At 58.5% G+C, this 26546-nt stretch carries 26 protein-coding genes; 19 read left to right on the top strand and 7 right to left on the bottom strand.

All coding sequences use genetic code 11. The features are described from left to right. Window positions 1-502: 502 nt before the first annotated feature. A complete protein-coding gene (locus tag BCM02_RS33000) occupies window positions 503-2446 on the bottom strand; it encodes an ABC-F family ATP-binding cassette domain-containing protein (protein WP_148933384.1) in 1944 nt (647 codons plus the stop codon). 228 nt (window positions 2447-2674) lie between these two features. Here BCM02_RS33000 and BCM02_RS32995 point away from each other — a divergent pair, with 228 nt between their 5' ends. From BCM02_RS32995 to groL, 8 genes are all read left to right on the top strand, one after another. After that, window positions 2675-3316: a 5-formyltetrahydrofolate cyclo-ligase gene (locus BCM02_RS32995; protein ID WP_148933383.1), complete on the top strand. Its 642-nt coding sequence runs from the start codon at window positions 2675-2677 to the stop codon at window positions 3314-3316. Further along, window positions 3307-3786, top strand: a complete 480-nt coding sequence (gene moaC / locus BCM02_RS32990) for a cyclic pyranopterin monophosphate synthase MoaC (RefSeq protein WP_148933382.1) — start codon at window positions 3307-3309, stop codon at window positions 3784-3786. The genes BCM02_RS32995 and moaC overlap by 10 nt, the downstream gene beginning before the upstream one ends. 29 nt (window positions 3787-3815) lie before the next feature. Continuing rightward, window positions 3816-4310 carry a MogA/MoaB family molybdenum cofactor biosynthesis protein gene (locus BCM02_RS32985; protein WP_148933381.1) on the top strand — a complete coding sequence of 165 codons (495 nt, stop codon included), beginning with the start codon at window positions 3816-3818 and terminating at the stop codon, window positions 4308-4310. Beyond that, window positions 4307-5338, top strand: coding sequence for a molybdopterin-binding protein (locus BCM02_RS32980; RefSeq protein ID WP_148933380.1), 1032 nt, complete (start codon window positions 4307-4309; stop codon window positions 5336-5338). Before BCM02_RS32985 ends, BCM02_RS32980 begins: the two co-directional genes overlap by 4 nt. A gap of 170 nt (window positions 5339-5508) precedes the next feature. Further along, window positions 5509-5742, top strand: a complete 234-nt coding sequence (locus BCM02_RS32975) for a twin-arginine translocase TatA/TatE family subunit (protein ID WP_148933379.1) — start codon at window positions 5509-5511, stop codon at window positions 5740-5742. Window positions 5743-5931: 189 nt separating this feature from the next. Beyond that, window positions 5932-6714, top strand: coding sequence for a twin-arginine translocase subunit TatC (gene tatC, locus BCM02_RS32970; protein ID WP_187434547.1), 783 nt, complete (start codon window positions 5932-5934; stop codon window positions 6712-6714). Window positions 6715-7154: 440 nt separating this feature from the next. Then, window positions 7155-7436, top strand: a complete 282-nt coding sequence (groES, locus tag BCM02_RS32965) for a co-chaperone GroES (RefSeq protein ID WP_148933378.1) — start codon at window positions 7155-7157, stop codon at window positions 7434-7436. 117 nt (window positions 7437-7553) lie between these two features. Further along, entirely contained in the window at window positions 7554-9182 is a 1629-nt protein-coding gene (gene groL, locus BCM02_RS32960) for a chaperonin GroEL (RefSeq protein ID WP_148933377.1), read from the top strand. 69 nt (window positions 9183-9251) lie between these two features. Here the strand turns inward: groL and BCM02_RS32955 are convergent, their stop codons facing one another. From BCM02_RS32955 to BCM02_RS32935, 5 genes are all read right to left on the bottom strand, one after another. Beyond that, a complete protein-coding gene (locus tag BCM02_RS32955) occupies window positions 9252-9470 on the bottom strand; it encodes a DUF2905 domain-containing protein (RefSeq protein WP_148933376.1) in 219 nt (72 codons plus the stop codon). Between the two features lie 167 nt (window positions 9471-9637). Then, window positions 9638-10723 (bottom strand): CobW family GTP-binding protein, encoded by a 1086-nt coding sequence (locus BCM02_RS32950; protein WP_148933375.1) that lies wholly within the window; start codon window positions 10721-10723, stop codon window positions 9638-9640. Between the two features lie 110 nt (window positions 10724-10833). Next, window positions 10834-11970, bottom strand: a complete 1137-nt coding sequence (locus BCM02_RS32945) for a Ger(x)C family spore germination protein (protein WP_187434546.1) — start codon at window positions 11968-11970, stop codon at window positions 10834-10836. Then, complete coding sequence (locus BCM02_RS32940) at window positions 11967-13070, bottom strand: GerAB/ArcD/ProY family transporter (RefSeq protein WP_187434545.1); 1104 nt, start codon at window positions 13068-13070, stop codon at window positions 11967-11969. The genes BCM02_RS32945 and BCM02_RS32940 overlap by 4 nt, the downstream gene beginning before the upstream one ends. A gap of 9 nt (window positions 13071-13079) precedes the next feature. Continuing rightward, window positions 13080-14744: a spore germination protein gene (locus BCM02_RS32935; RefSeq protein ID WP_246183665.1), complete on the bottom strand. Its 1665-nt coding sequence runs from the start codon at window positions 14742-14744 to the stop codon at window positions 13080-13082. 177 nt (window positions 14745-14921) lie between these two features. Here BCM02_RS32935 and BCM02_RS32930 point away from each other — a divergent pair, with 177 nt between their 5' ends. From BCM02_RS32930 to BCM02_RS32880, 11 genes are all read left to right on the top strand, one after another. Next, complete coding sequence (locus tag BCM02_RS32930; RefSeq protein WP_148933372.1) at window positions 14922-16037, top strand: CobW family GTP-binding protein; 1116 nt, start codon at window positions 14922-14924, stop codon at window positions 16035-16037. A 101-nt stretch (window positions 16038-16138) separates the two neighbouring features. Then, a complete protein-coding gene (locus tag BCM02_RS32925) occupies window positions 16139-16654 on the top strand; it encodes a hypothetical protein (RefSeq protein ID WP_148933371.1) in 516 nt (171 codons plus the stop codon). Window positions 16655-16789: 135 nt separating this feature from the next. Further along, window positions 16790-17407 carry an NUDIX hydrolase gene (locus BCM02_RS32920; RefSeq protein WP_148933370.1) on the top strand — a complete coding sequence of 206 codons (618 nt, stop codon included), beginning with the start codon at window positions 16790-16792 and terminating at the stop codon, window positions 17405-17407. Between the two features lie 251 nt (window positions 17408-17658). Beyond that, a complete protein-coding gene (locus BCM02_RS32915) occupies window positions 17659-18882 on the top strand; it encodes a LolA family protein (RefSeq protein ID WP_148933369.1) in 1224 nt (407 codons plus the stop codon). Between the two features lie 275 nt (window positions 18883-19157). Then, window positions 19158-20333 (top strand): alanine racemase, encoded by a 1176-nt coding sequence (alr, locus tag BCM02_RS32910; protein WP_148933368.1) that lies wholly within the window; start codon window positions 19158-19160, stop codon window positions 20331-20333. 279 nt (window positions 20334-20612) lie between these two features. Continuing rightward, complete coding sequence (locus tag BCM02_RS32905) at window positions 20613-20894, top strand: CopG family ribbon-helix-helix protein (protein ID WP_148933367.1); 282 nt, start codon at window positions 20613-20615, stop codon at window positions 20892-20894. 3 nt (window positions 20895-20897) lie between these two features. After that, on the top strand, window positions 20898-21248 hold the full coding sequence (locus BCM02_RS32900) for a type II toxin-antitoxin system PemK/MazF family toxin (RefSeq protein WP_148933366.1): 351 nt from the start codon (window positions 20898-20900) through the stop codon (window positions 21246-21248). Between the two features lie 228 nt (window positions 21249-21476). Beyond that, window positions 21477-22397: a ribokinase gene (gene rbsK / locus BCM02_RS32895; RefSeq protein ID WP_148933365.1), complete on the top strand. Its 921-nt coding sequence runs from the start codon at window positions 21477-21479 to the stop codon at window positions 22395-22397. A gap of 222 nt (window positions 22398-22619) precedes the next feature. Next, complete coding sequence (locus BCM02_RS32890; protein ID WP_246183664.1) at window positions 22620-23294, top strand: DUF4004 family protein; 675 nt, start codon at window positions 22620-22622, stop codon at window positions 23292-23294. Window positions 23295-23308: 14 nt separating this feature from the next. Beyond that, the gene (locus BCM02_RS32885) at window positions 23309-23989 is read left to right on the top strand and encodes a polymer-forming cytoskeletal protein (protein WP_187434544.1); all 681 of its coding nucleotides are present in this window, start codon (window positions 23309-23311) and stop codon (window positions 23987-23989) included. Beyond that, a complete protein-coding gene (locus BCM02_RS32880; protein ID WP_148933363.1) occupies window positions 23986-24705 on the top strand; it encodes a hypothetical protein in 720 nt (239 codons plus the stop codon). The genes BCM02_RS32885 and BCM02_RS32880 overlap by 4 nt, the downstream gene beginning before the upstream one ends. Window positions 24706-24816: 111 nt before the next feature. Here BCM02_RS32880 and BCM02_RS32875 read toward each other — a convergent pair whose 3' ends face one another. Continuing rightward, window positions 24817-25473 carry a hypothetical protein gene (locus BCM02_RS32875; protein WP_148933362.1) on the bottom strand — a complete coding sequence of 219 codons (657 nt, stop codon included), beginning with the start codon at window positions 25471-25473 and terminating at the stop codon, window positions 24817-24819. Between the last annotated feature and the right edge of the window lie 1073 nt (window positions 25474-26546).

Genomic DNA, 26546 nt, shown 5'->3' with positions numbered 1-26546 from the left:
GTCCATGGGCGCGACCAAATAACGACGCTCAAGTCGTCATCCAGCTCAATTCAACTAACGATCCAGACTAAGAGCGACGCAAGAGTCGCGGAAGAGCTCAATTCGTATACCGGCGAGCCGATCGCGGGCATGTTCAATCAAGCGCTACATTCGCCACCGGAACGACCAATAGCGACAATCCGGCACGCAAGTCGCTTGCAAGCTTCACGCATCATTCGCCTGACGGCGCGACGAATAACGAGGCTCCAGGCAATATTAGGATCCGATCGCCAGCCAGCTTGACTCATAAAGCCAACGCATAGAATTGCTATTGCGTTCTATTCGCCCCCACGCCATAGGGAGAGCGGTTGGCGTCGTATATCCAGCGGCATCATCCGATCCCGTCGGCGGCCGTTCCGGCTCCTCACATGCTTTTGCACGTCAAAAAACGCCGTCCATGTCGATCGCGGGCGGCGTTTTTTTTACTGTTCATCGATAAGCGTCGGGACCTGCGCGTGAGACATTATGCGAGAAGTTCCTCCCACTGGTCGTATGCTGCTTGCAGTTGCGTCTTCCGAGTGTCGATGTCGGTTTGAATCGTTTGAATGCGCACGTAATCGTTGAATACGTCCGGATCGGCAAGCTGCTCCTCAAGCGTAGTGATTTCCGACTCCAGGCGCGCGATATCGGCTTCGAGCTGCTCCTGTTTGCGCTGGCGGCTGCGCTCCTCGCGTTTCGCCTGTTTGTCGGCTTCATACGACGAAGGCGCGGCGGATTCCGGCGAAGCGACGGTTTTTTTCGGGGTTGCCGCCGTTTGCGACAGCGATTCCTGAAGCAGCTCATCCATTTCACGCTTTTTCTCAATCATTTCGTCATAATTTCCCAGGAAATGCTCCGTGCCCTGCGGCGTGAGTTCGACAATGCGCTCGGCCATCTTGTTCAGGAAGTAACGGTCATGGGAAATGAATAGCAGCGTGCCGTCATAATCGAGCAGAGCGCCCTCCAGTACTTCCTTGCTGAATAGATCCAAATGGTTGGTCGGTTCGTCGAGAATAAGGACGTTTGCTTTGGCCAGCATCAATTTCGACAGCGAGACGCGTGCTTTCTCCCCGCCGCTGAGCGAACCGACGCGCTTGAGCACGTCTTCGCCGCTGAACAGGAAGTTGCCGAGCACGGTGCGGATGCGCACTTCCTCGAGACCCGGATAGGCGCTCCACAGTTCTTCCAGCACCGTATTGGACGGATTCAGCGCCGTATGCTCTTGGTCGTAATAGCCAAGCTTGATGTTGGTGCCCCATTTGATCGTGCCGTCTTGATGCGGCTGTTGGCCGACGAGCGCCTTGAGCAGCGTCGATTTGCCGATGCCGTTCGGGCCGATGAGCGCGACGTGCTCGCCGCGCTTCAGCTGGAACGACACGTTGCTGAAGAGAGGGCCTTTCTTCTCGGGGAATTGAATCGACAAACTGCCGACGTCCAGGACGTCGTTGCCGGTCTGCCGTTCGATTTCGAACGAGAAATGCGCCTTCTTCAGGTCGCCCATCGGTTTGTCGAGCCGATCCATCCGATCCAGCGCCTTACGTCTGCTCTGGGCGCGTTTGGTCGTCGAAGCGCGCACGATATTCTTCTGGATAAAATCCTCCAGCTTGGCGATCTCATCTTGCTGTTTCTCGTATTGCTTCATTTGGGACTCGTATTCGGCCGCCTTCAGATCGATGTAGCGGCTGTAGTTCCCGGTATATCGCTTGGCGGTGTGGCGTTCGATTTCGACGATCGCCTGCACGACCGCGTCTAGGAAATACCGGTCATGGGAGACGACGAGGACCGCGCCGGAGTAACCGCGCAAATAATCTTCGAGCCAAGTGAGCGTCGGGATGTCGAGATAGTTGGTCGGCTCGTCGAGCATGAGCAGATCGGGCGCTTGCAGCAGGATGCGGGCGAGCGCAAGCCGCGTCTTCTGGCCGCCGCTGAGCGTCGAGACGAGCGTTTCTTTCGGAAAATGACCGAATCCCATGCCGTGAAGAACGCTGCGGATGCGCGTCTCCATCTCGAAGCCGCCTTGCTCGCGGAACCTATCGGACAGCTTGGCGTATTTGTCCAGCATGTCCTCGTAAGCCGTCGCGTCCTGCCCGGATTGAGCCTGATCGGCGATCCGCTGCTCGAGCGCGCGGAGCTCCTGTTCCATGTCGATCAGATGGGCGAAGACGGCGCGCATCTCCGCTTCGATCGTCCGCTCCGATTGGAGGCCGCTCGTTTGGGCGAGATAGCCGATTGTCGTTTCCTTCGCCTTATAGATGGTGCCGGAATCATACGACATTTCGCCGGCGATGATTTTGAGCAGCGTCGACTTGCCTGCGCCGTTGACGCCGACGAGGCCGATGCGCTCGCGGGGAAGGATTTGAAAGGTAATGCCTGATAAAATCGGCTGAGCGCCGTAATTTTTGGATATTTCGGATACTTGAAGAAGCATGATCGTTTAAACCTCCGGATCTGGCTTGCGTTTTGCTTGCATTTTCCTTAAGTGTACCGAATCTTCCGCGAAACGACAACGCCGTCGCGCGCGATGAGGCGCCGGGGAATCCCTCCTGCGGGCCATTGGCGAAAAATGGGCAACAGTGGTACACTTAATAAACAATGCGTGCAAAAGGGAGAGGGCGTGCCTTGCGTTCGGGAGGCGACGCCGGCTAGGCGGGGAAAGATGAACGAATGGAAGAAGGCGGAACGCGCGAGGCTGGCCGATCTGCGCAAAAGCATACCGGCGGAGCAGCGCGCGGCCTGGTCGGAAGCGGCATGCGCCCATGCCGTGCGATTGCTGGAGGAATGCGGCGCGGAGCGGTTTATGGCCTATGTCGCGTTCCGCTCCGAATTGGATACGGCGCCGCTGCTCGAGTGGGGATTCAAGAACGGGAAGACGGTGATCGTCCCCCGGTGCATCCCGGCGGACCGGTCGATGGAGCTATACGCGATTTCGGGCTTGGACATGCTGGTTCCGGGCGCGTACGGCATCATGGAGCCGGATCCTGCGATGGCAGCTCGAGTCGATCTCGCGAGGATGATGCCGCAAGCTGTTGTGGTGCCGGGGCTGGCATTCGACGGCGATGGCGGCAGGCTCGGCTACGGGGGCGGATACTACGATAGGTTCCGGGAGCGCATCGCGATGGCGGCGGCTTCGTCGGGAAGGGCGATTCCGCCATGGATCGGACTCGGCTTTGGCATGCAGCTGGTCGAATCGGTCCCGATGGAAGCGCATGACGCGCGGATGGACGCGATCGTGACCGAATGCGGAACAAGAAGGTTTACGCCCAATGCGAAGGAAGGGAGCGGGTGCTCGTGGAGCTAACCCATTTTAACGAACAAGGACGCGCCCGGATGGTCGACGTCTCCGATAAGGAGATTACGAGCCGGACGGCTACGGCGCGCACGACCGTGACGATGAATCCGGACACGCTGTCGCGGATCAAGGCGGGCACGATCGGCAAAGGGGACGTGCTGGCGGTTGCCCAAGTCGCGGGCATCATGGCGGCAAAGAAGACGTCCGATTGGATTCCGATGTGCCACCCGCTGCCGCTCACGGGCATCAATCTGGTGTTCGGCGATAACGGCGAAGGCGAGCTATATATAGAAGGAACCGTGAAGACCACCGGCAAAACGGGCGTCGAAATGGAGGCGCTGACCGCGGTTTCCGCCGCGGCGCTTACCGTTTACGACATGTGCAAGGCGCTGCAGAAGGACATGGTCATCGGGCCGACGCATCTGGTGTCGAAGACCGGCGGCAAGAACGGCGACTATGCGCATCAGCCGAACGGCTAAATCTCGAAGCGACAGGGGGAGAGCATCATATGCGTTGGAAAGTAGCGCTGCTGACGGCGAGCGACAAAGGCTCGCGGGGTGAACGGGAAGATACGAGCGCACAGGTGATCCGCGAGCTGGTGGAAGAAGAGCTCGGCGGCGATATCGTCGACTACCGGATCGTGCCCGACGAGCAGGACGAAATCATGGCCGCCCTTATTGAGATGGCCGACTATTACCGCGCCGACCTCGTCATTACGACGGGGGGAACCGGTCTTTCTCCGCGGGATTGGACGCCGGAGGCTACGCTGAAGGTCATCGACCGGGAGGTGCCGGGCTTGGCGGAGGCGATGCGCATGGGCGCGATGCAGCGGACGAGGCAGGCGATGCTCTCGCGCGGCGTCTGCGGCATTCGCGGCCGTTCGCTCATCATCAATTTGCCTGGCAGCCCCAAGGGCGTGCACGAGAATTTGATGGCGATCATGGACCAGCTGCCCCACGCGCTGAGCATTTTGTCCGGACGGATGGGAGAACACAACGCATGAGCGGCGAAGCGAAGCGGACGACGCTGCGCGAGGTACCGGTGGAAGAGGCGATCGGCCTCAGACTGGCGCATGACCTGACGCAGATTTTGCCCGGCGAGTTCAAAGGCAGGCTGTTCAAGAAGGGCCATGTCATCACGGAGGCGGACATTCCGAAGCTGCTCGATATTGGCAAAGCCCACATTTACGCGATGGAGCTGGGCGATGGCGAGCTGCACGAGGACGATGCCGCGCTGCGGATGGCCGAGGCGCTGCGAGGCGACGGGACGCGCATGACGGAGCCTCACGAAGGCAAAGTGGCCGTGAAGTCGGATCTGGAATCGCCGGGGCTGGCATTCATTGACCCGGCTTTCGTGCAGGCGGTAAACGAGATCGGCGAGATCGCGCTCGCGACCGTGAAGACGAACCATGTCGTGCAGCCGGGCGGCCAAATCGCGGCGACCCGCGTCATTCCGCTCGTCGTCGACGAAGCGAAGGTGCAGATGGTTGAGGAGTTGGCGGCGCGATATCGGGAGACGAACGGCGGCGAGGGGCCGCTGCGGGTCAAGCCGCTGCGTCGGCTGCGCATCGGGCTGGTGACGACGGGCGGCGAAGTGTTCAGCGGGCGGATACAGGATAAGTTCGGCCCCGCGGTACGCCGCATCGTGGAATCGCTCGGATCGGAGATCGGCGAACAGCGTTTTGCTCCAGATGAACGACAAACAATTGTCAAGGAAATCCACTATTTGCTTGATAACCGTTATGATATGATACTAGTGACCGGCGGCATGTCCGTCGATCCGGACGATCGTACGCCGGCGGCCATCAAGGCGGCGGGGGCGGACATCGTCAGCTACGGCACTCCGATGCTGCCGGGTTCGATGCTGCTCGTCGGCTATATCGGCACCGTGCCGATTATGGGTCTGCCGGGCTGCGTCATGCACGATCCGTACACGTCGTTCAACGTGCTGCTCCCTCGGGTGCTAGCAGGCGACGTGATTACGCGAGCCGACATCGTCGATATGGGATATGGCGGTTTGCATGGGTGCTAGCGGGTAATAGGTTACATAGAGAGAATGTCGCGGTTTCATAGAAGACGATGTTATTCTTTGAGCGAAGTATAAGCTTCGCAAAAACTAAGCGTATGCTTCCGAAGCCAGTTTTTGCTGCGGAGCAATCTCTTGCGAAGTATAGGCTTCGCAAAAACTTTAGGAGGAACAATATGTTCAACGGCATTGGCGTGACAGGTATTATTTTGATCGTGCTGGTCGCTTTGCTGCTGTTCGGTCCGAACAAGCTCCCGGAGCTGGGTCGCGCGTTTGGCCGGACGCTGAAGGAATTCAAAGCCGGCGCGAAGGATCTGATGGACGACGACGACCGCGAGCGCAAAGACGCAAGCCGGATCGAAGTGAACCGCGACAAAGAGGAAAGAAACGATAAGCGGCTCCCTGAATAATCGGAGCTCGCTTTTTTTATGAATACGCAAGCATGTATACGTACAACATCCTTAATGCTTAAGCATGTTGTATTTCTACGGAAAGAAACGCACTCCGCCGTCAAGGACGGCGAATGCCGTTTCACCTTGTCGCAGCGGATAAGCGCAAGGGCCGCTTTCATCAATACGGCCGTTAAGAGGTGAGTTTGCATGAACGAAGATACGACACCGCGCCCTACGCGCGAGGAATTAGCCATGACCTTGTTCGAGCATATCGGCGAGCTGCGCAAACGGATCATCTATACGCTCATCGTGCTGGTTATTGGGCTTGCGATCGGCCTTTTTCTCGCGAATCCGGCCTATGATTTCCTCATGTCCCAGGAGCCCGTCAGCGGGATGAAGCTGCATACCTTCTCGTTATGGGACGGCATCGGCATGTACATGAAATTCGCGCTCGTCATCGCGCTCCTGCTTGTCATTCCGTTCGCGTTCTTTCAATTGTGGGCGTTCGTCAAGCCCGCCCTCCAGGAGCGGGAGCAGCGCGCGGCGCTGACCTTCGTGCCGATGGCGCTTCTGCTGTTCATCGGCGGACTGGCGTTCTCTTATTTCGTCGTCTTCCCGATGGCGTTCAACTTTACGACCGATGTGTCCAGGCATCTGGGGTTGGAAGAGACCTACGGGATTACGCAGTATTTTACTTTCTTGTTCAACATTTTGATTCCGATCTCGCTGCTGTTCGAGCTGCCGATCGTCATTATGTTCCTGACGCAAATCCGGATTCTGACGCCGGTGCGGCTTAGGAAGATGCGCCGCGTGGCGTACTTGATTTTGATCATTCTGGGCACGATGATCACGCCGCCGGACTTTATTTCGGATATGCTTGTGGCGGTGCCGTTAATCGTGCTGTACGAAGTCAGCGTGTTGCTCTCGGGCGTCGTTTACCGCAAACAGCAAGCGCGGGATGCCGCATGGGAAGAAGAGTTTGGGACGTGAACCAACCGCAAGCCGGCCGATGAGGCCGGCTTTTTTGCTGCTCGTTTAAGGGCTTGCCGGCCGGTCCCGGCAGGGTTGGAAACTTTTACGGCTAGCTATGCCCAAGGGAGGCTTACAAAGACAAAAAGCTGTCAATGATGAACAGGGGCATTCTTCTTTAGTAGGCGAAAGGTTTACATGCGGAATGGTTCGCGGTGTTCACGATTGGCGGCGTTAACGGCGGCGCTCCTGTTTTTTCGGGGAATGGGCTGACTTGAACGTACTCGGCGGCCGTACTCACGGCTAGGCAGCTTTTCCAAATTTCACGTAAAATGAACGGCCAGCCACTTGAAATCTAAATTCAAAATCGGTATTATAGGTTATGGTTATTAGCACTTAACAGTTGCGAGTGCTAATAAAAAATTTCAACCTGCAACTCAAATCAAAAGGAGGCTATTTTCATGATCAGACCTTTGGGTGAACGCGTATTGATCGAACCGATCGCGAAAGAAGAAACAACGGCTAGCGGCATTTTGCTGCCAGACACGGCGAAAGAGAAACCGCAAGAAGGCCGCGTCGTCGCTGTTGGCTCCGGTGCGCTCAAAGACGGCGTACGCATCGCGCTTGAAGTGAAGGAAGGCGACCGCGTCCTGTTCTCCAAATATGCCGGCACGGAAGTGAAGTACGACGGCAAAGAGCTGTTGATTATGAAAGAGAGCGACATTCACGCGATCCTGGGCTAATTCCCGGCGTTGCCGAACATACATCGTACGGACACGATACTTAGGGAGCCTTGAACGGCTCCGCCCTTGTAACAAAGCGAAGTTTCAACAACTATAAACTCTCAGGAGGTACTACCTATGGCTAAAGATATCAAGTTTGGCGAAGACGCGCGCCGCGCGATGCTCCGCGGTGTAGACGCACTGGCTAACGCGGTTAAAGTTACCCTCGGTCCGAAAGGCCGCAACGTGGTACTCGAGAAGAAATTCGGCAGCCCGCTCATCACGAACGACGGCGTATCCATCGCGAAGGAAATCGAACTCGAAGACGCGTTCGAGAACATGGGCGCGCAGCTCGTGAAAGAAGTCGCGACGAAGACGAACGACGTGGCCGGCGACGGTACGACGACCGCTACGGTTCTGGCGCAAGCGATGATCCGCGAAGGCCTGAAAAACGTAACGGCTGGCGCGAACCCGATGGTGATCCGCAAAGGTATCGAAAAAGCGGTTAAAGCGGCTGTAATTGAGCTGCAAGCCATCGCGAAGCCGATCGAAGGCAAGCAATCGATCGCTCAAGTTGCTTCGATCTCTTCCGCTGACGACGAAGTCGGCCAACTGATCGCGGAAGCGATGGAGAAAGTCGGCAACGACGGCGTTATCACGGTAGAAGAGTCCAAAGGCTTCGTCACGGAGCTGGAAGTCGTGGAAGGCATGCAGTTCGACCGCGGTTACCTGTCCCCGTACATGATCACGGACACGGACAAGATGGAAGCGGTTCTCGACAATCCGTTCATCCTGATCACCGATAAGAAAATCTCCAACATTCAAGAGATCCTGCCGGTTCTCGAGAAAGTCGTTCAATCCGGCAAGCAGCTCTTGATCATCGCGGAAGACGTAGAAGGCGAAGCGCTCGCGACGCTGCTCGTTAACCGTCTGCGCGGCACGTTCACGTGTGTAGCGGTTAAAGCTCCTGGCTTCGGCGACCGCCGCAAAGCTATGCTGGGCGACATCGCTGCTCTCACGGGCGGCCAAGTCATCACCGAGGAACTCGGCCTTGAGCTGAAATCCACGACGGTTGACCAGCTCGGTTCCGCTCGTCAAATTCGCATCTCGAAAGAGAACACGATCATTGTCGACGGTGCTGGCGACAAGAAAGACATCGACGTTCGCGTCAGCCAAATCCGCGCGCAGCTGGAAGAAACGACTTCCGACTTCGACCGCGAGAAGCTGCAAGAGCGTTTGGCGAAGCTGGCTGGCGGCGTAGCCGTCATCAAAGTCGGCGCAGCTACAGAGACTGAATTGAAAGAGCGCAAACTGCGCATCGAAGACGCCCTGAACTCGACTCGCGCCGCGGTCGAAGAAGGTATCGTTTCCGGTGGCGGTACGGCACTCGTGAACGTATACAATGCAGTGTCCGCTGTTCAAGCGGACGGCGACGAGCAAACGGGCGTGAACATTGTATTGCGCGCACTGGAAGAGCCAGTTCGCACAATCGCGGCTAACGCTGGCCAAGAAGGCTCCGTTATCGTCGAGCGTCTGAAAAAAGAAGAAATCGGCATCGGCTACAACGCAGCGACGAGCGAGTGGGTGAACATGTTCAACGCAGGTATCGTTGACCCTGCGAAAGTAACGCGTTCCGCACTGCAAAACGCGGCATCCGTAGCAGCGATGTTCCTGACGACCGAAGCGGTTGTTGCCGACAAGCCTGAGAAAGACAAACCATCGATGCCAGACATGGGCGGCATGGGCGGCATGGGCGGCATGATGTAAGACAGACGGAAACCCCTTGATTATCAAGGGGTTTCTTCTTGTTTATGGGCATGTTTGGTCATAAGCAGGTTATTTAAACAACCGCACCAAATACGCAATGCCGGACACAACCAAGCTGATCACGATGCACGTGACCACAGGGAAGTAAAAGGCAAAGCCTTCCTTCTCGATGGCGATGTCGCCGGGGAGGCGGCCCAGAGGAAGGAAGCGGCCAAGCAGCGCCCACAGCAAGCCGATGACGATGAGGGCCGCGCCGGCGAGAATGAGCAGTTTGGGGATCGTCCCCATGGCGGGTCAACTCCTTGCGATCAGGTTTGAGCGGAACCGAGCCGCTCTCTTTATTATAGCCGAACGTTCTAGGATGCGGCGCCACATGAGCAGCAAAAAAGACCGTGGATACTCGAAGGCGGCATCCGGCCCCTCCGAGCTTTCCACGGTCTTTCCCATCCCTACCGCTAGTGTTTCGTCAGCTTTTCCCATTCCGCCGAGATGCGGGCATGGTCGAGGTCGATGCCGATCATGACGAAATACGGCTCGCCCGCATAGTCGGACTTCTGCCACTCGATCCGCTTGCCTGCCAACTGGAACAGCAGCATGCTGCCGCCGGGACCGAGCGGCATGAACCCTTTGGCGCGCAGGCAACCGTTGCCGCGGCCGGCGAAGAACGCTTCGAAGCTCCGCTTCGTCACCGTGCTCGCCGTGCCGGGATAGAGCGTGACCGACTTGACGCGCGAATACGACTGGCGCTGCTTCGTGATGACCTGCAAGGCGGCGAAAGGTTGCGATGCCGAGGCGGAGACGCTTGCCGTATGCTGCGGAGACGCGAAGATTCGCGTGCCGGGCGTGGGCGCAATCGGCACGCCGCCTACGCGGACGCTGCCGAAGGACGGCTTCGGCTTCGCTAGCGGGCTCTTCTCGATGCCATCGAGGATGAGCGAAGGCTTCACGTCCCCGCGGACCGCGAGCATGAGCTGGCAAGCGGCGTTGCGGTCGCGCACCATTTTGTCCAGCTTGGCCGCCGTCTTGGATGAGATCAGATCCGCTTTGTTGGCCAGGACGAGGTCGGCGACCTCAATCTGCCGACGCAGCGTATGTACAAGTTCGCGGTCGGTGGAGAAGATGCTGTTATAGTCAATCGCGTGCTCCGCGTCCAGCACGGTGACGATCCGGTGCAGGGCGACTTGCTCGGCAAGCTGCGGCTCGCTCATCGCTTCGACGATTTCCTCCGGGTTGGCGACCCCGGTCAGTTCAATGAAGATCACGTCCGGCGCCGCTTCCGCCAGCCGCTCCAGACATTTCGCCAGCTCGCTCTTCTTGCTGCAGCAAAGGCATCCTTCCGTGACGCGCTCCAGCATGCTGGCGGCAGCCTGGCCGCTGACCATAATGCCGTCGACGTCCACCGAGCCGACCTCGTTCATCAGAACGGAGGCGCGCATGCCCGCCGCCTTCGCATGCTGCAGCACCCGAAGCAGCATCGTCGTTTTGCCGCTGCCGAGGAAACCGCTGACGACTACGACCGGAATCGGTCTCGTTTCAATCATGGGCGATCGCTCCTTTCATCCACGTTATGTGTATGCGGGAGCGGGCCAAAGCTGAACCTCGCGATGATCGGGTTTTGCGGCACCGGCCGAAGCGAACTTGGCTTGGCGACTCAGGTCTGCAGCTTGCCGATATCTTTGATTTTGACGTCCGCGGTGATGTTGAATTTCAAGTCCGGGATCATTTCCCGCCAATCGAGCTTCTTCCATTGCGCGTAGCGCATGCTGTTGCGGGCATGCTGGCCGATTCCGAGCGGGTCGAGCCGCTGCTTTTGCATTTTCTCTACCAGCAGCTTCGTCTCTTTCTCCACGTAGGCTTTCATCCGCTTCTCGAGCTCTCGCTGGTCGCTGCTCTTCTGCAGGTTTAGTTTGCCGTGGTATTCGAGCACCTCGCCGCGTATCTTGAGATGAATGTTTACGGTTATATCTTTGCCGCCGCGAATCGTCTTGGGATGGCGGATTTTGATTTTGCGGTTGCTGGCGACGAAGCTGAGCATGACCCGTTGTTGTTCGCCATCTTGGACCGGCATGGCCATCACGACCTCGCCCGTGACGAAATTTTTGTGCAGGAAATTGAACAGCAGCGACTTCTGCGGCTCGACGCGCATGACGTAAGTATCGTCGCGGAACAAGGCGATGCCGTCGAGACTAAGCGCCTCCTTGCTTTCCTTAATGAGCGGAGTGACCGGGTCGATGCCGTCGTCGAAATAGTCCCGGGAGAACGTATGGAGGTTGGAGATGGGAATCTCGGTGGATGCCCGCTCGGTTCGAACCAAGTCCTCGATATATTCGCCGGTGCTCGGAAATTGCTTATAAGTCCGCTGAAGGAGAGCGTTAGCGTTGCCATTCACGACGACGACGTTCACCTTGCTGCCGATCGATGGATCCCGCACGAGCGTATCGATGTGTTTCCATATGCCGTCTTTCGCGAGCTTCGTCCCGAACATCACGGTGCGCAGCTGGCCGCTGACGATCTGCCGGTTGTTCTGCCTAGAGAACATAATGCGCGCTTCCTTGTTCGACTGCGCGATCGTCGTCAGGACGATCCGGGCATTGACGGGCTCGGATTTCGGGATGCTGATCGTCACCTTCAGCTTCGTTTTGTCTTCTTCGCCTTCCGGAAAATCCAGCGCAACCGTCCGCGTGAAGCCCATTCGTTCGATGATCTTCTCATCGCGGCAGCCGGTTAGCAGCAGCGCGGCGGAGGTCAGTGCGAGCAGCAGCAGGCAGCATACGCGCATTTCGTTCATACCGGCGTCCCGCTTTCGGGTTTGGGCGTTTTGCCGCGGGCTTGGTAGACGGCCAGCACCAGCAGGACAGCCGGCAGCAGGAAGGCGATGGCGGTTTCCAGGTAGAGGACGACGCGCAGCATAATTTCGGAATCCCGCAAAATTTTCGGATAGGAGCCGATACCGAGCGAGGCCGCAATTAAGATAAGCTCGAGCATGTTCTTTCTCGCTTTCGGGAACGCGCGGCGAAGCGCCATGAGCGCCATCCATCCGAACAACACGAGCGAGGCCAAGTTGCTGAACAGGAACAGCGTGAAGATGAGGTTCTCTAGCCGGTTCAGGAAAGGCAGCTCGATATAAGAGAACAAATTCAGCAGCGGATACATCATGGCTTGCAGCTGTTCGAAGCTAAAGAAGCCGTAAGAGACGATGATCAACAGCACGTAAACCGAAGTTGTCAGCGAATGTCCGAAGTATACGCCTTTAAACAATGATTTCGGTTCCGCGAACGGAATCAGAAACAGCGAAATTTCGTATCCGACGAAGATGGTGTACACCTCCAGCCAGTTTTTCAGGGAATGCCCTTCGGTTCCGCCTTTGAGAAGAAACGGCGTAAATCGGTACAGTTCCCATTGTCCTTTGAAGTAGAAGGCGAACAGCGCGGCGGGCACGGTGAAATAGAAGAAGATGGTCATCGCCTTGCCAATGTTGTAGATGCCTTTAATAAGCAAATAAAAGGCTAGGGCGGCCAAAAGGACGTACAGCAGGTTCGCGTTGGTCGTCGGGAAGGCGACCATCTGATAGATGAGCACGTATTTTTTGCAAACGAAGCTGCCGATGGTGATCCAAAATACCGCGAGCAGGATATACGCCGGCTTTAACAGTAAGCGAGGAATCGACTGTTCGGCGACCTCGAACGGGGAGCGGCCGCGGCCAACGCGATGGAACAGATGGATCAGGCCCAGATTGGCGAAAGCGATGGCCGACAGAAGGAGCAGGCCGATCCACCCGTTCGTGCCAAGATTCTCGGCGAGGATCCGTGGCAGGCTGAAGACGGTTACGTCAAGCTCGATCATGACGATGATGAAGGCGACATGATATCCGTTCAATTTCTCGCTCATCGGCATCACCTACTTTCGCATCTTGTTTTTCTGTTTATTGGGCGACTTCACTTGGGACGGCCGGTAGCGCAGCGATGAGAACGGTCCGCGAATGAAGGTGTCCAGCCAATCCTTGAGGTTCATCGGCGCGATCGGCGACATATACGAGCTGCCGAGGTTCGTGATGCCGGAGAGATGAATGACGATGAACGCGATGCCAACCATGAGGCCGAAATTCCCCCAGATGCCAGCCAGAAAGATGAGCGGAAAACGGATGAGCCGGATCGAGGCGCTCATCACATAGCTCGGAATGACGAAGGACGCAATGGCGGATGACGCGACGGCGATGATGAGCACGTTGCTGGTAAAGCCGGCCTGTACGGCCGCCTGCCCGATGACGATACCGCCGACGATGCCGATCGTCTGGCCGATCTTCGTCGGCAGCCGCGCGCCGGCCTCCCGCAAGAGCTCGATCGTCGTCTCCATCAGGAGCGCTTCATAGAGCGGCGGGAACGGGACGTTGCTTCTGGACTTGGTCAGGTTGAGCAGCATTTTGTGCGGAATCATCTCGTAATGAAACGTCGTGACCGACACGTAGAACGCCGTGAAGCCGACCGTAATAATGAAGCCGACGATGCGCAGAAGGCGAAGCGCGGTGCCCACATGCCAGCGCTGGTAGTAGTCGTCCGGCGAGGTGAAGAATTCAAAAAAAGACGAAGGCGCGCTTACGGCGGAAGGCGATCCGTCCACGAAAATCACGACCCGCCCGGCGGTCAGCTTGGAGCAAATCGCGTCCGGCCGTTCCGTCACGACGAATTGAGGGAAAAAGGAATTCGGATTGTCGTCGATCAACTGCACGAGCATGTTGGCCTCGTAGATGGCATCGAATTCGATACTTTTCAGCCGCTCGGTGACTTTCCCAACGAATTCCTGATTCGCGATTCCTTCGATATAGGTGACGACGACTTGGGTTTTGGTGACTTCGCCGACGGCGAGGGAAACCGTCTTCAGATGCGAGCTCCGCAGCCGCTTGCGCAGCAGCGCCAAGTTCTCGACGATGTTCTCGACGAAGCCGTCGTGCGGACCGGCGATGACGGTCTCGGTCTCGGTCTGTTCGATCGAGCGCCCGATGGACCGGGTGAGATCCAGCTTGTACGCGCGATCCCCGGAGAAGACGACGGCGCTACCGTACAGGATGGCATACACGGCATCCTCCAGCGTGTTCGCCCGCTCGAATATCGCTTGCTCCAGCAGCTTGCCCGCCATCTCGTCCGTCACGCCGCTAAACGGTAGCACGAGCGTACGATACAGCTGATCGGCGTCGATCATATATTGCAAATAGACCGCGGTGACCCCGTTGGCGGGGAAGTCGCGATATTTCAAATCCATCGTGTTGTTGAATTCCCGGAGCAGGTTCTCCATCGTCAGCGGCTTAAGCGGGGCGGCTGCTTGCGCTCCGGCATTGCCGTTGCCGTCAGATGGCGCGGATCCCCCTGCGGACCCGGTGCCCGCAGCCGACGCGGTTTGTGCAGCATCGATGTTCTGCGGCTGTCCGGTTGCAGCCGTCGTTCCGCCGTCCTCCGACGTGGGTGCGTGCTGACCGCTGTCCGGAGCGGGTCCGTTGTTGTCGGTGGAGCTGCCAAATTGTTCGCTGTCGGTATTCGGACCGCTGTTGCCGGACGTTGCATCGGACATGACGGATCGCCTCCTTGGAAGGAAGTGGGGAACGCGGTTATTTTCACCGATGCGAAACGTAATTATGCGAAGAGCAGGGGATTGCGGCGGGAACGAAAATTGTGATGCAGCCGGCAGGGAAGCTATAATGGGGATATAGAGACGGCGGCGCGGCCGCCAGAGGAAGAGGGGAAAGACATGAATAAACAGGACCATGCGGAGCAGGAGGAGCGGAGCATTCCGGTGCATCTGTTGTCCGGATTCCTCGGGAGCGGGAAGACGACGCTGTTGAACCGGGTCATCGACCATTATCGCCTAGCGGACGTGAAGGCGGCCGTCGTCATGAACGAGATCGGCGAGGTGAATCTCGACGGGCAGGTAATCGGCGGCGACGTGCCGATGGCCGAGATGCTCAGCGGCTGCATCTGCTGCTCGATGAGCGGCGATTTGGCGGTCGAGCTCAAGAAGCTGGTCGACGACCACCGGCCGGAGGTCATTCTGATCGAGGCGACAGGGGCGGCCAATCCGATGGAGATTATCGACGCCGTGACGGAGACGTCGATGTACGAGCGGATCGAGCTCCGCTCGATCGTCACCGTCGTGGACGGACCGGAGCTGCTGGCGCGCAGCCGGCGCGGAGGCCGAACGTACAAGCTGATGCAGGAGCAAATCCGATGCGCGACCGACCTGGTGGTCAACAAGGCTGACCGGTTGGAAGCCGAGGAATTGATCGAGGTGCAGCAGCTGGTTCGGGAGCTGAACGCTTATGCGCCGCTGACGGTGACGACCCGGTGCGAGGCGGATTTAAGCATGTTCGACGCGGCCGGCGGCTGGCCGGCCGGCCGCTCCCATGACGGACATATTTGCGGGGCTAGCTGCGCGCACGAACATCGGGCGGTAGACAAGGCGATCTTAGACGCTTCGGCGGGGAAAGCGGCGCATGTGCACGATGAAGCGTGCGGTCATGACCACGGCGCTTGCCGTCACGGACATGAAGAGGAGGCGCATAGCGAGCGGACTGAACAACATCTCCATGCCTCGCACGCGCATGTCATGGCGCTGACGCATTATTTGGAGGCGGCGGTCGATTCGCATGCGTTCGAAGCGTTCGTCAAGGGGCTGCCGGACAACGTGTACAGGGCGAAAGGGATCGTGACGCTGAAGGAGACGGGCAGCCGGTTCCTGTTCCAATTCGCTTATCGGGAACTGGAGCTCATCCGCATCACGCCGCAAGGAGACGTGAAGGACGTGGCGGTGTTTATCGGGGAACACTTCGACAAGCAGGCGGTATTGGCGGGGCTGGCGAAGGTATAGAGCGGGCTGCCTTTCGCGCGGGGAGGACTATGGCCGGTGAGGTTGGGACAGACTACCAAATGTTGGCCATCCCAAACGCGCAAAAGGAGTGTCGGACCATCATGAACACATGGACGAAAACATGCGTATCCGCGGCCGCGGCCGCGATGCTATTATTCGGCGGCGCATCCGCGTTCGCGGCGTCCCAGGCGCCAGAGTCGGCGAAGGAGCCGCAGACGAAGACGGAGCGAATCGAAGATTACGCGGACGAGCATCGGAAGGCGATGGAGGGCGAGCATCGCCGCCATGGCGCGAAGCGGCTCAAGGAAGCGGCGGAATACTTCGGCATCAAGACCGAAGGCAAGACGGCCGAGCAGCTGCGTGACGAGCTGAGGAAGGTGCGCCGGGAGCAGCCGGAGAAGTGGGCGAAGTTCAAAGCCGAGCATAAGGCCAAACGGCTAGCCATGCTGCAAGCGGAGGCGAAGCGACTGGGCGTCGCGACCGAGGGCAAGGACTTGCGCCAGCTGCACAAGGAGGTCCGCGAGGCGCGCCGCGCGGAATGCGAGAAGGCGAAGAAGCTCGGCAAGGATGCGGGGCAAGATTCGGGCAAGAATGCGAGCGGGCGCACGCAGGCGTAATGATTGTCCATCGACTAGTTTAGATTGGGCGGCGTCTATGGTATGCTTGTCCACAGCGCCAACACCATCGAAGACCCCGCACAACGCGCGATATGCCGGAGTGCGGGGTCTTTGTCGATTAGGAGGAGAGAAACCATGCTGAGGTGGCTGGAGTGGGCCAAGCAGATTCAGGCGATCAGCCAGACGGGACTGGCCTATGGGAAGGATATTTACGATATCGAGCGGTTCGAGATGCTGCGCGACTTAAGCGTGGAAATCATGCAGACGTACACGGAAGCGGGCGAGGAGAAAATCCGTGACCTGTTCGCAAACGATACCGGGTACGCGACGCCGAAGGTGGACGTGCGAGGCGTCGTGTTGAATGAGGACGGCGCAATGCTCATGGTGCGCGAGTTGGCGGACGGCGCGTGGTCGCTGCCGGGCGGCTGGGCGGACATCGGGCTGTCGCCGAAGGAGATCGCGGTGAAAGAGGTGCGCGAAGAGTCCGGGTTCGAGGTCGAGGCGGTGCGGCTGCTCGCCGTGCTGGACAAGAAGTTCCACGACCACCCGCCTTCGCCGCATCACGTCTATAAAATGTTCATCTTATGCCGATTGACCGGCGGCGCCGCTCAGATCGGCCTGGAGACGACGCAGGTCGGTTTCTTCGCGCAAGATGCGCTGCCTCCGTTATCCGTGGAACGCAACACGGAGCGCCAAATTCAAGCGATGTTCGAGCTTGCGCGCGGCGAACGATCGGACGTCCTGCTGGATTAATCGTTCCTGTCATGCCCGTCATCATCCCATATCCTTGACCGCCGGCCGCCGGCGGTCTTTTTGGTTTTTCGCCGGCATGCTCGTCTAACCTGCCGCGGACGCGGCCTCGCGACTCCCGCGAATTCGCTTGTATTGGGCCAAGCCGAAGCTCGTCAATCTAGTCCGCATAAATGTCCAAGTCCCCTCATAGATATCTTAGCAGTCGAGTGTACACGGCTAAGCCAACATTATGATTAAGGGGTGGAGAGTTCATGCGTCGTCGAATCAGTCTACTAGCAGCCGTTCTATTATGCCTTACGGCACTGCTCGCCGCATGCGGCGGCACGAAGGACGCGGATACGGTCGTCAAGGATTTGGACAAAGTCGTCAATAGCCTGGATAGCTATCACGGGAAAGGCACGATGACGCTCAATACCGGTCAGCAGCCGCTGGAGTACCAGGTAGACGTGCAATATCAAAAACCGAATTACTATCGCATCGAATTGACGAACGCGAAGCGCGACATCACGCAGATCGTGCTGCGCAACGACGAAGGCGTCTTCGTGCTCACGCCGCGTCTCAATAAAGTGTTCCGTTTCCAAAGCGACTGGCCGCAAAACCAAGGCCAAGTGTATCTGTACCAAACGCTCGTCTCGAGCATCCTGCAGGACAACAGCCGTCAATTCGCGGTCGATAAAGAAAACTACGTGTTCGACGTCATGGCGAATTACCAGAACGGATCGCTCGCCCGCCAGAAGATCTGGCTCGATAAAGACTACCGTCCGCTCCAGGTCGAAGTCAGCGACACGAACTCGGCGGTCATGGTGTCCGTGAAATTCAACGAATTCGATTTCGATTCGAAACCGGACAAGAGCGTCTTCGACACGAAGCAAAACTTGAGCGGGTCGAGCAAACCTTCCACGGCGCAGCCGGAAGACGGCGATAAGGCGGCCGAAGGCAACAACGCCGATCAAGCGACGGGCAACACGCCGGCGGATTCCGGCAACGCGGATGACACGGAAGGCAGCGCGAGCGGCAATGCCGCAGGCGAAGAACCGGCCGAAGATACGATGGCGCCCGTAGAAGGCGAGGCGACGCCGGATACGGCGGCGGATAACGGCGAGCAGGCGTTGAAGGACAATTTGGCGGCGGCGCTCGATCCGCTCTACCTGGGGCCGGAACCGATGGCGCTGCAGGATTCGAACGATATCGTATTCGGCGGCTTGCCGGGCGTCATGGACCGTTACTCCGGCGCGACGTACGACTTTACGCTGATCAAAACGCAGCCGCGCGACATGGCCGCTTCGTCGATGGGCGAAGGTCAAATGGTCGATCTCGTCTACACGGTGGGCGAGTTGATCGGGGACGAGGAAAGCCCGCAGCGCACGATCGTCTGGACGTACGACGGCATTCAATACCGCCTCACGAGCGGCACGCTGCCGGAGACGGAGCTCGTTCGCATCGCGCAGTCCGTTCAAGGCGAAATGACGAAATAAACGGGGAAAAGCACAACAATTTCCAGCTCCAAACACGGCCGCAAGCCGCCTCGTTTCATTGACGCCGCCTGCCGATGGGTATAACATAAAGAACGATAGGTTGGTCGAGATGTCAGAGCGGCCCAAGGCGGTTCTCTGATGGATCAGAAGCTTCTGCGCCTTGGCAAGGGCAACCGCTCATAGGAATCGGCGCGGGGAATCGCACCCGCGCCGCTTTCTTTTGACCGAAGCGGCAAGCGCGCGAAGGAAGCGGGAAAGAGGAGAAGGTGGAGCTGGTGAACGCATACTATCGCCCGACATGGGCTGAAATTTCGCTGGACGCGCTGCGGCGCAACCTGCAGGCTTTCCGAGCGGCGCTGCCGCCGGGCATGCGCCTTATGGCCTCGGTGAAGGCCAACGCATACGGGCATGGCGCGGTAGAAACGGCCAGGGAAGCGGAATTATGCGGCGTGGACTATTTAGGCGTTGCTTTCCTGGACGAAGCGCTTCAGCTGCGCAGGGCGGGCATTGCCGCGCCGATTCTCGTCTTGGGCTACGTGCCGCCGGAAGGTCTGGCGATCGCGCGCGAGATGAATATTTCGGTCGCGTTGTTCCGGGATGACGTGCTGGCGGCGGCGTCCGCGCTGCCGAGGAGCGGCAGGAAGCTGCGCGTGCATATCAAGATCGATACGGGCATGGGACGGCTCGGTCTACCGCCGGGTCCGGCGGCGATCGCTTACGTCGAGCGGGCGCTCCGCGAGCCGGGATTGGACGTCGAGGGCTTGTTCACGCATTATGCGCGAGCCGACGAGACGAACAAAGACTACACCGCCCTTCAATACGAGCGGTTCCGCTCGCTTATGCAGGAATTGGAACTCCGCGGGCTTCGTCTGCCGATCGTGCATGCGGCCAACACGGCCGCGGGGATGGATACGCCGGAGTGGGCGGGCGGCATGGTACGCTTAGGCATCGGCATGTACGGGTTGTACCCTTCGGCGGAAGTGAACAAGACCCGCATTACGCTGGAGCCCGTCATGTCGCTCAAGACGCGCGTCGTGATGGTGAAACAGGCGCCTCCGGGCTCCGGAATCAGCTATGGCACCCGTTATTTCACGGCGGGCGAGGAGCGGATCGGCACGGTGCCGATCGGCTATGCCGACGGTTACAGCCGGCTGCTGACCGGCAAAGCCGAGGCGCTCGTGCGCGGCGTGCGCGTCCCGGTGCTCGGGACGATCTGCATGGATCAATGCATGATCGCGCTGGATCCGGCGACGATGAACGGCGTGCAGGTCGAGCCGGGCGAGGAAGTCGTGCTGATCGGCAGTCAAGGCGGCGAGGCCATAACGGCCGAAGAGATCGCGGCGAAGCTGGGCACCATTAATTACGAGGTGACCTGCATGATCGCCAATCGCGTCCCTCGCGTATATATGCGCGGCGGGCAGCCGGCGAACGTCATGAATCCGCTCGTTTAAGGCGATTCTGTCAGATATTACCGACGCCGGTATTCGCGTTTGGAAGAGGAATTTCGTCTTTTTGCGCGAATATGTAGGAAGCACCAAGTATGGATACGGGAACTGGTTTTGTTTTGCAGCGCCCATCGCATTGGACGCCCGGGACGACTTCATTGGTATATCAACGTGTGCAGCATACAGGCAATACGGGCCGCATACTATGAATGGTGTATATTTCACAGGGAACGAAGAAATACTGATAGTGCGCTTTTTTGGAAATGTTTTTGGAGGTGCGAGTTGGTGGCCAATATGCAGAACACCAAGAGGATCATGATCAGTTTGCCGGATCATTTGCTGGAGGAAGTGGACGGGATCGTCGCCAAGGAAAACTCGAACCGCAGCGAATTCATTCGTCAAGCGATGAAGCTTTACTTGATCGAGCGCAAGAAGCGACAGATTCGCGAGTCGATGCAGCGCGGATATATGGAGATGGCCAAGATCAACCTTGGCATGGCATCGGAGGCTTTTCAAGCGGAGGAAGACGCGGGCGATACGCTCGGCCGACTCGTAAGCGGGGTGTAGAGCTTGATCGTTAAACGCGGCGATGTGTTTTTTGCGGATTTATCCCCGGTTGTCGGTTCCGAGCAGGGGGGCGTTCGCCCTGTACTGGTCATACAGAATGATATCGGCAACAGGTTTAGTCCGACGGTAATCGTGGCAGCCATCACAGCTCAAATCCAGAAGGCGAAGCTGCCGACCCACGTCGAGATCGATGCGGCGTCGCATGGCTTTGACCGCGATTCGGTCATCCTGCTTGAGCAGATTCGCACCATCGACAAGCAGCGGTTGACCGACAAAATCACGCATCTGGACGTCGAGACGATGCACAAAGTGGACGAAGCGCTTCAGATCAGCGTAGGATTGATCGACTTTTAATACGTGCGGCAGCTTGAAGCCCGCTCGCCTTGGCGTTATGCGCCGGGGCGGCGGGCTTTGCTGCGTTCGGGGCTGCTACCCGACATGGAATTTCATGCAAATCCGTCTAATGCAGCCGCCTATCCGGTAAGTCGGTCCCTTCAAGAGAACGCTTTCTTCCAGGTTGAATGTTCGGCCGGGAACGGCTAAGATGTAGGGATAGTACAGCTTTGGAGAGGAACGAGTGTCATGGGCAAAATCGTAGTCATTGGCAGCATTAATATGGACGTGGTCAGCCATGTGGAGCGGCATCCGCTGCCGGGCGAGACGATACACGGATCGAATACGGGCAACTTCCCGGGCGGTAAAGGGGCGAACCAGGCGGTCGCGGCATCGCGCTCCGGCGCCGAAGTCGCGATGCTCGGCGCCGTCGGGGAGGACGCGTTCGGACAATCGCTGATTGCTTCGCTTCGCGATAGCGGGGTCGACGTCGCGCCGGTGCTGCGCAAGGAAGGAACGTCGGGACTGGCGTTCATCGCGGTCAGCCGGGAAGGCGAGAACACGATCATCTTGTCGGCGGGCGCGAACGGGCAGCTCCTTCGCGAAGACATTGCGGCCGCGCGCCCGGTATGGGCCGACGCTTACGCGATTCTGCTGCAGAACGAGATTCCTTGGGAGACGACGCGCTTCGTCATGGAACAAGCGGCGTCCGCGGGCGTGAAAGTCTACGCGAATCCCGCTCCGGCGCTTCGGCTGCCAGGCGACGTATTCCCTTGGATCGACACGATCATCGTCAACGAGACCGAGGCGGGTATCGTGACCGGGCTTGCGGTGACGGACAGCGGCTCGGCGGCCGCGGCGGCGGCGGAATTGATCCGGCGCGGCGTGCGCGCCGCGATCGTGACGCTGGGCGAGAAGGGCTGCTATTATCGGGCGGCGGACGGCAAGGAAGCGACCGTGGCGGCATTCCGCGTGGAGCCGAAGGACACGACGGCGGCCGGCGATACGTTCATCGGCGCGTTCGCGGCGGAACAATCCCGCGGCGGCGGGGCGGAAGAGAGCCTGCGCTTCGCCGCGGCGGCATCCGCGATCGCCGTCACGCGCGAAGGCGCGCAGACGTCCATCCCGACGCGGGAAGAGACGTTGGCGTTCCTGCGGGAGCGCGGTTAATCGGTTAGGAGGAGAATCCCGGGCAGCGCAGCGTTAAGCGCGTTTGCCCGGGATTTTTTTGCAAATAAAAGATGTTATGAGTTACGGGGACCCGCGCGAAAATTCGGTCTGCAGACCGAGCGTGTTTTCATCCTCGCGCAGGTCCAGCAGGCGAAAGAAGCGTCATATAATGCGTAACAGAGAGGCATTCGCGGGGACGAGGAATGCCAAGGAGGCGTCGGCTTGGATAGCGTAACAGTGTTTTGTTACGGGCTGGCGATGGAGGGGAGCGGGATGGAACCGGAGTTGATCTCCAAGAAGGAATTGCTCGAAATCACGGGCATTTCGTACGGGCAGCTGTATCGGTGGAAGCGTAAGCAGTTGATTCCGGAAGCGTGGTTTATCCGCCGCTCGACCTTTACGGGGCAGGAGACGTTTTTCCCGAGAGAGCTCGTGCTGGCGAGAGTGCGCCGAATCCTCGAGATGAAGGAAGATCTGTCGCTCGACGAGCTGGCGGAGAAATTCGCGCCGGAGCTCTACGAGCTGGTTTGGCGCCGGGAGGAGCTGACCGCCCGACGCATCGTCTCCGAGCAGACGCTCGGCATGCTGCCCGGGGATGGAGCGGCGGACGGACGCGTGTCGTTCCGGATGCTGTTCGCGCTGTATGCGGCCGAGAAACTGCAGCGCCATGAGCGCATGCCGCCGGCGGAGCAGCGCGCGCTGTTGCAGCTGCTCAAGGCGGAAGGGCCGGCAAGGGAGGACGAGGACAAGGAAGTGTTGTGGGTGCGCAAGGCAGGCATCTCGCTCTTCCTCGTCGTACCGATCGGGGGCGAACTGCGGGTCGAGACCGGCGCGCGTTTGGCGGCGAGGCTGAAGCTTCGGGATTGTTTGCAGGAATTGACCAACAAGCTTGCATGAGGAGGAGAACGAACATGATGCTGGCCGAAGCATTCGATTTGGCGTTGAACGGGATCAGCCGCGCGGCGGGTGGCGCGTACCGCAGCGTCAAAATGGAGGGCGTCTGCAAAATCGACGGCGATGTCAAAGCCGAAGACATGGCGGTAAGCGGCGTCGGAAAAGTATACGGAGGCGTCGAGGCGCGAACGTTCGTAGCGGCAGGACGCGTCACCGTCGCGGGTCCGCTTACGGCGGACCGGGTGCGTCTAGAGGGACAGTTTACGGTGCGAGGAGGTCTATACGCGGACAAAGCGGTGCTGGACGGGGCGTTAAAGGTAGAAGGGAACTGCGAAGCCGAGGAGATCGTCCTGAACGGGTGGATTCGCGTCGGCGGGATGCTGAACGCGGGACGGATCGACATCGGACTTATCGGGGCGTCGAAGGCGCAGGAGATCGGCGGGAGCAGCATCGAGGTCAAGCGGGCGGAACGAGGGGCGTGGGCCCATCTGCTGCAGCGCGTTATCCCGGCGTTCGATCCGGCGCTGGAAGCGCGGATGATTGAAGGCGACGAGGTGCGTCTGGAAGCGACGGCGGCCGCGGTCGTGCGCGGCGATCGGGTCGTCATCGGTGCGGGTTGTTCGATTGGCCGCGTCGAATATAAGACCGAATTGATCGTCCATCCCAACGCGAGCGTAAAGGAGCGGGTACGCGTATGAGCATGAAACCGTTGAAAGAAGGCACGGGCTTCGTTTATTCCCCCGCAGCCCGCGGGAGAAGGCTGAAAATCATGGGGGCGGGCGAGTCGCTTGGCGGCGAGTTCGAGACGGTCGGGATCATGGGCGAAGGTATCGTGCACGGCGATCTGCAAGCTGACGTCTTCAAAGCGATGGGAACCTGCCGGGTAGACGGATCGGCCGACCTACGGGAAGGACGCGTGCAAGGCGATCTGACGGTAGAGGGTTCGTTGCGCGCAGGCACCTTCAAGGGACTTGGGCAGCTAACGGTTCGAGGCGGCGTCTCGGCAGGAAGACTGAAGATGCAGGGGCATCTGGAGACCGGCGCATTCTGCGAGGTCGAGGAGGCGGAGCTCAGCGGCGGCTTCCGAATCGGCGGTCTGCTCAGCGCGGATCGACTGGACGTTAACCTGTACGGACCTTGCGAAGCGAAGGAGATCGGCTGCGGCCGCATTGAGGTGAAGCGCAGCCGAATCATGGATCTGAAACGCCGCTTTACCTCGATGGGACCATCCGTGCTGAAGGCCGGCCTCATCGAAGGCGACGAGATTCGGCTGTCCTATACCGAAGCCTCTGTCGTGCGGGGCAATCGCGTCACGATCGGTCCGGGCTGCGTCATCGGACGGGTGGAGTACGCGCGGACGCTGGAGAAGAGCCGGGGTGCGTTTGTGGGGAGCGAGGTTCGGGTTAGGTCTTAATGCGCTTTCGCGGGGGAGCGGCGGATCAGAACGCAATAGAGGACCGGAAGCGCGCCTTCCGGTCCTCTATTGCGTTATTGTCCAACCGATGCGCGGATGAGCGACGAGGAACTAAGACAGATTCACCGTCGTAATCTGCGCCGGTCCATTCTCCGCGGCGTGGTAGATGCCGACCGTGCCGTCCGCGTTCTCGATCACCGCATACGGGCAGCAGTCGAACAGGAGCAGACCTCTCAGCTTGCCCGTCACTTCGAACGATTTGTGGTGGCCCTTCTTCAAATCGCCGAAATCGTTGGCCGTGTACACCTCGACTTTGCCCCCGACTTGCTGGGCGAAGTGATGACCCGTGCGCGTGACGTATTTATTCGCCGCTTTGGTCAGAATGCGGCCGCAGAAATATTCTTCGAAATTGTTGTTTTCTTTGCCTTTCGCGAATTCCGGCCACAGGTCGCTGAACACGAGCAGCTCGCCTTTGTTCTGGACGACGACCATCGGCACCGGCATCGGGCCGTATTCGACCACGATCAAATCCTTCAGCGTGCCGTTATGGAACTTGCCGTTCGTTTGGAACAGCTGGCCTTTCTCGTCGTGGACGGACACCTTATTGCCGACTTGAAGCGCGGCGAAGGCGCCATCGGTCAGCAGCTTGGTTGCAACCGTTTTGGCTGGCGCGGCGGCCGGGGCCGGTTCGGTTGCGGCGGAAGCGGCGGGAAGGGCGATGGCGGAAGCAAGGAGAAGCGCGGTCAACATCGTGGTACCTTTTTTCATGGGGGATCATTCCTTTTCGATTGTAATTTATGAATCACTGGTACGCCGCATGCCGGATAGCCTTCGCGAGGACGGCACCGCCGTCGCGGAGGACATGGACGCCATTGATTGCCTGGAGGAGGGGGATCCTTTGATCCTTTCGGATACACATCGGGAACGATCTGCATGCGAAAGACACCGGATGGGGCCGTGCGCGGGCCGTGAAACCGATAGATTCGCAATAAAGAGAGAGGCCGTGACTTTTCTGGGTTCGGGATTGTTATGAAGGATTTGACAGTGGTTTCGCAAGTTCAGGGGAATCCTAATCGCAACCTTGTTTGGCTTGAATGATGGGGATGAGAGGATTCGAGCGATGGGATCGAAGGCATGCTATTGATGCAGTAATGGGGCAGTCAGCAAATTGGCGCGGAAATACGCGGTCCATGCAGCTTAAATTGAAGCGCGGTATCGTCGATCGAAGGAATTCCCGAAAGGAAAAACACGTTGGGTGAATGTCGTGCCGTAGGCATAAAGCCGGAGTTCACAGATTGCGAAGTACTATGCAGAGCGATAAGCCGAGGCGTAGAGCTTCCGTACGGAACCTATTTTGCCATATCGTTCCTAGTTCGGCAAGGGGTTATTTGAGATGACATTGTCATTATTCTTGTCATTTATGGAGTATGCCTACGATGCTTCAGGCGAGCTGCGGAGAGCTAATATTGAGGCGGGCCGTCGGGCGTACGACTTCGGACGGATGGTTTCGAACATTCGGCGCTTGTATGTACGGCTTTTGATCGCGTGGCGGGCCTTTACGAAATGTTTAGAATCAACAAAAGCATTAATGAATCGGACGCATAAATATTCATGACTTTAAACGTTGATGGCCTAAATCAACCTGAATTTGTTAGAAAACCACCTATTTTTGAACCAATGTTCAATTCCTTCTAATTCCAAATGCACCTTTTGTTCTCTGATCTTGCTGTTCGCAGTGCGCCGAAATAGGGGACGAGCGCCTTTACTTCATCTGCACGAATTCTTAAATTGGGCTTTACAATATTTCTGTTATATTTCCTGTAGATCATACGAAAGGTGGA

It is taken from the genome of Paenibacillus methanolicus, assembly GCF_008124765.1.
GTDB lineage: Bacteria > Bacillota > Bacilli > Paenibacillales > Paenibacillaceae > Paenibacillus_Z > Paenibacillus_Z methanolicus.
This window is presented reverse-complemented; position numbering and strand designations above follow the sequence as displayed.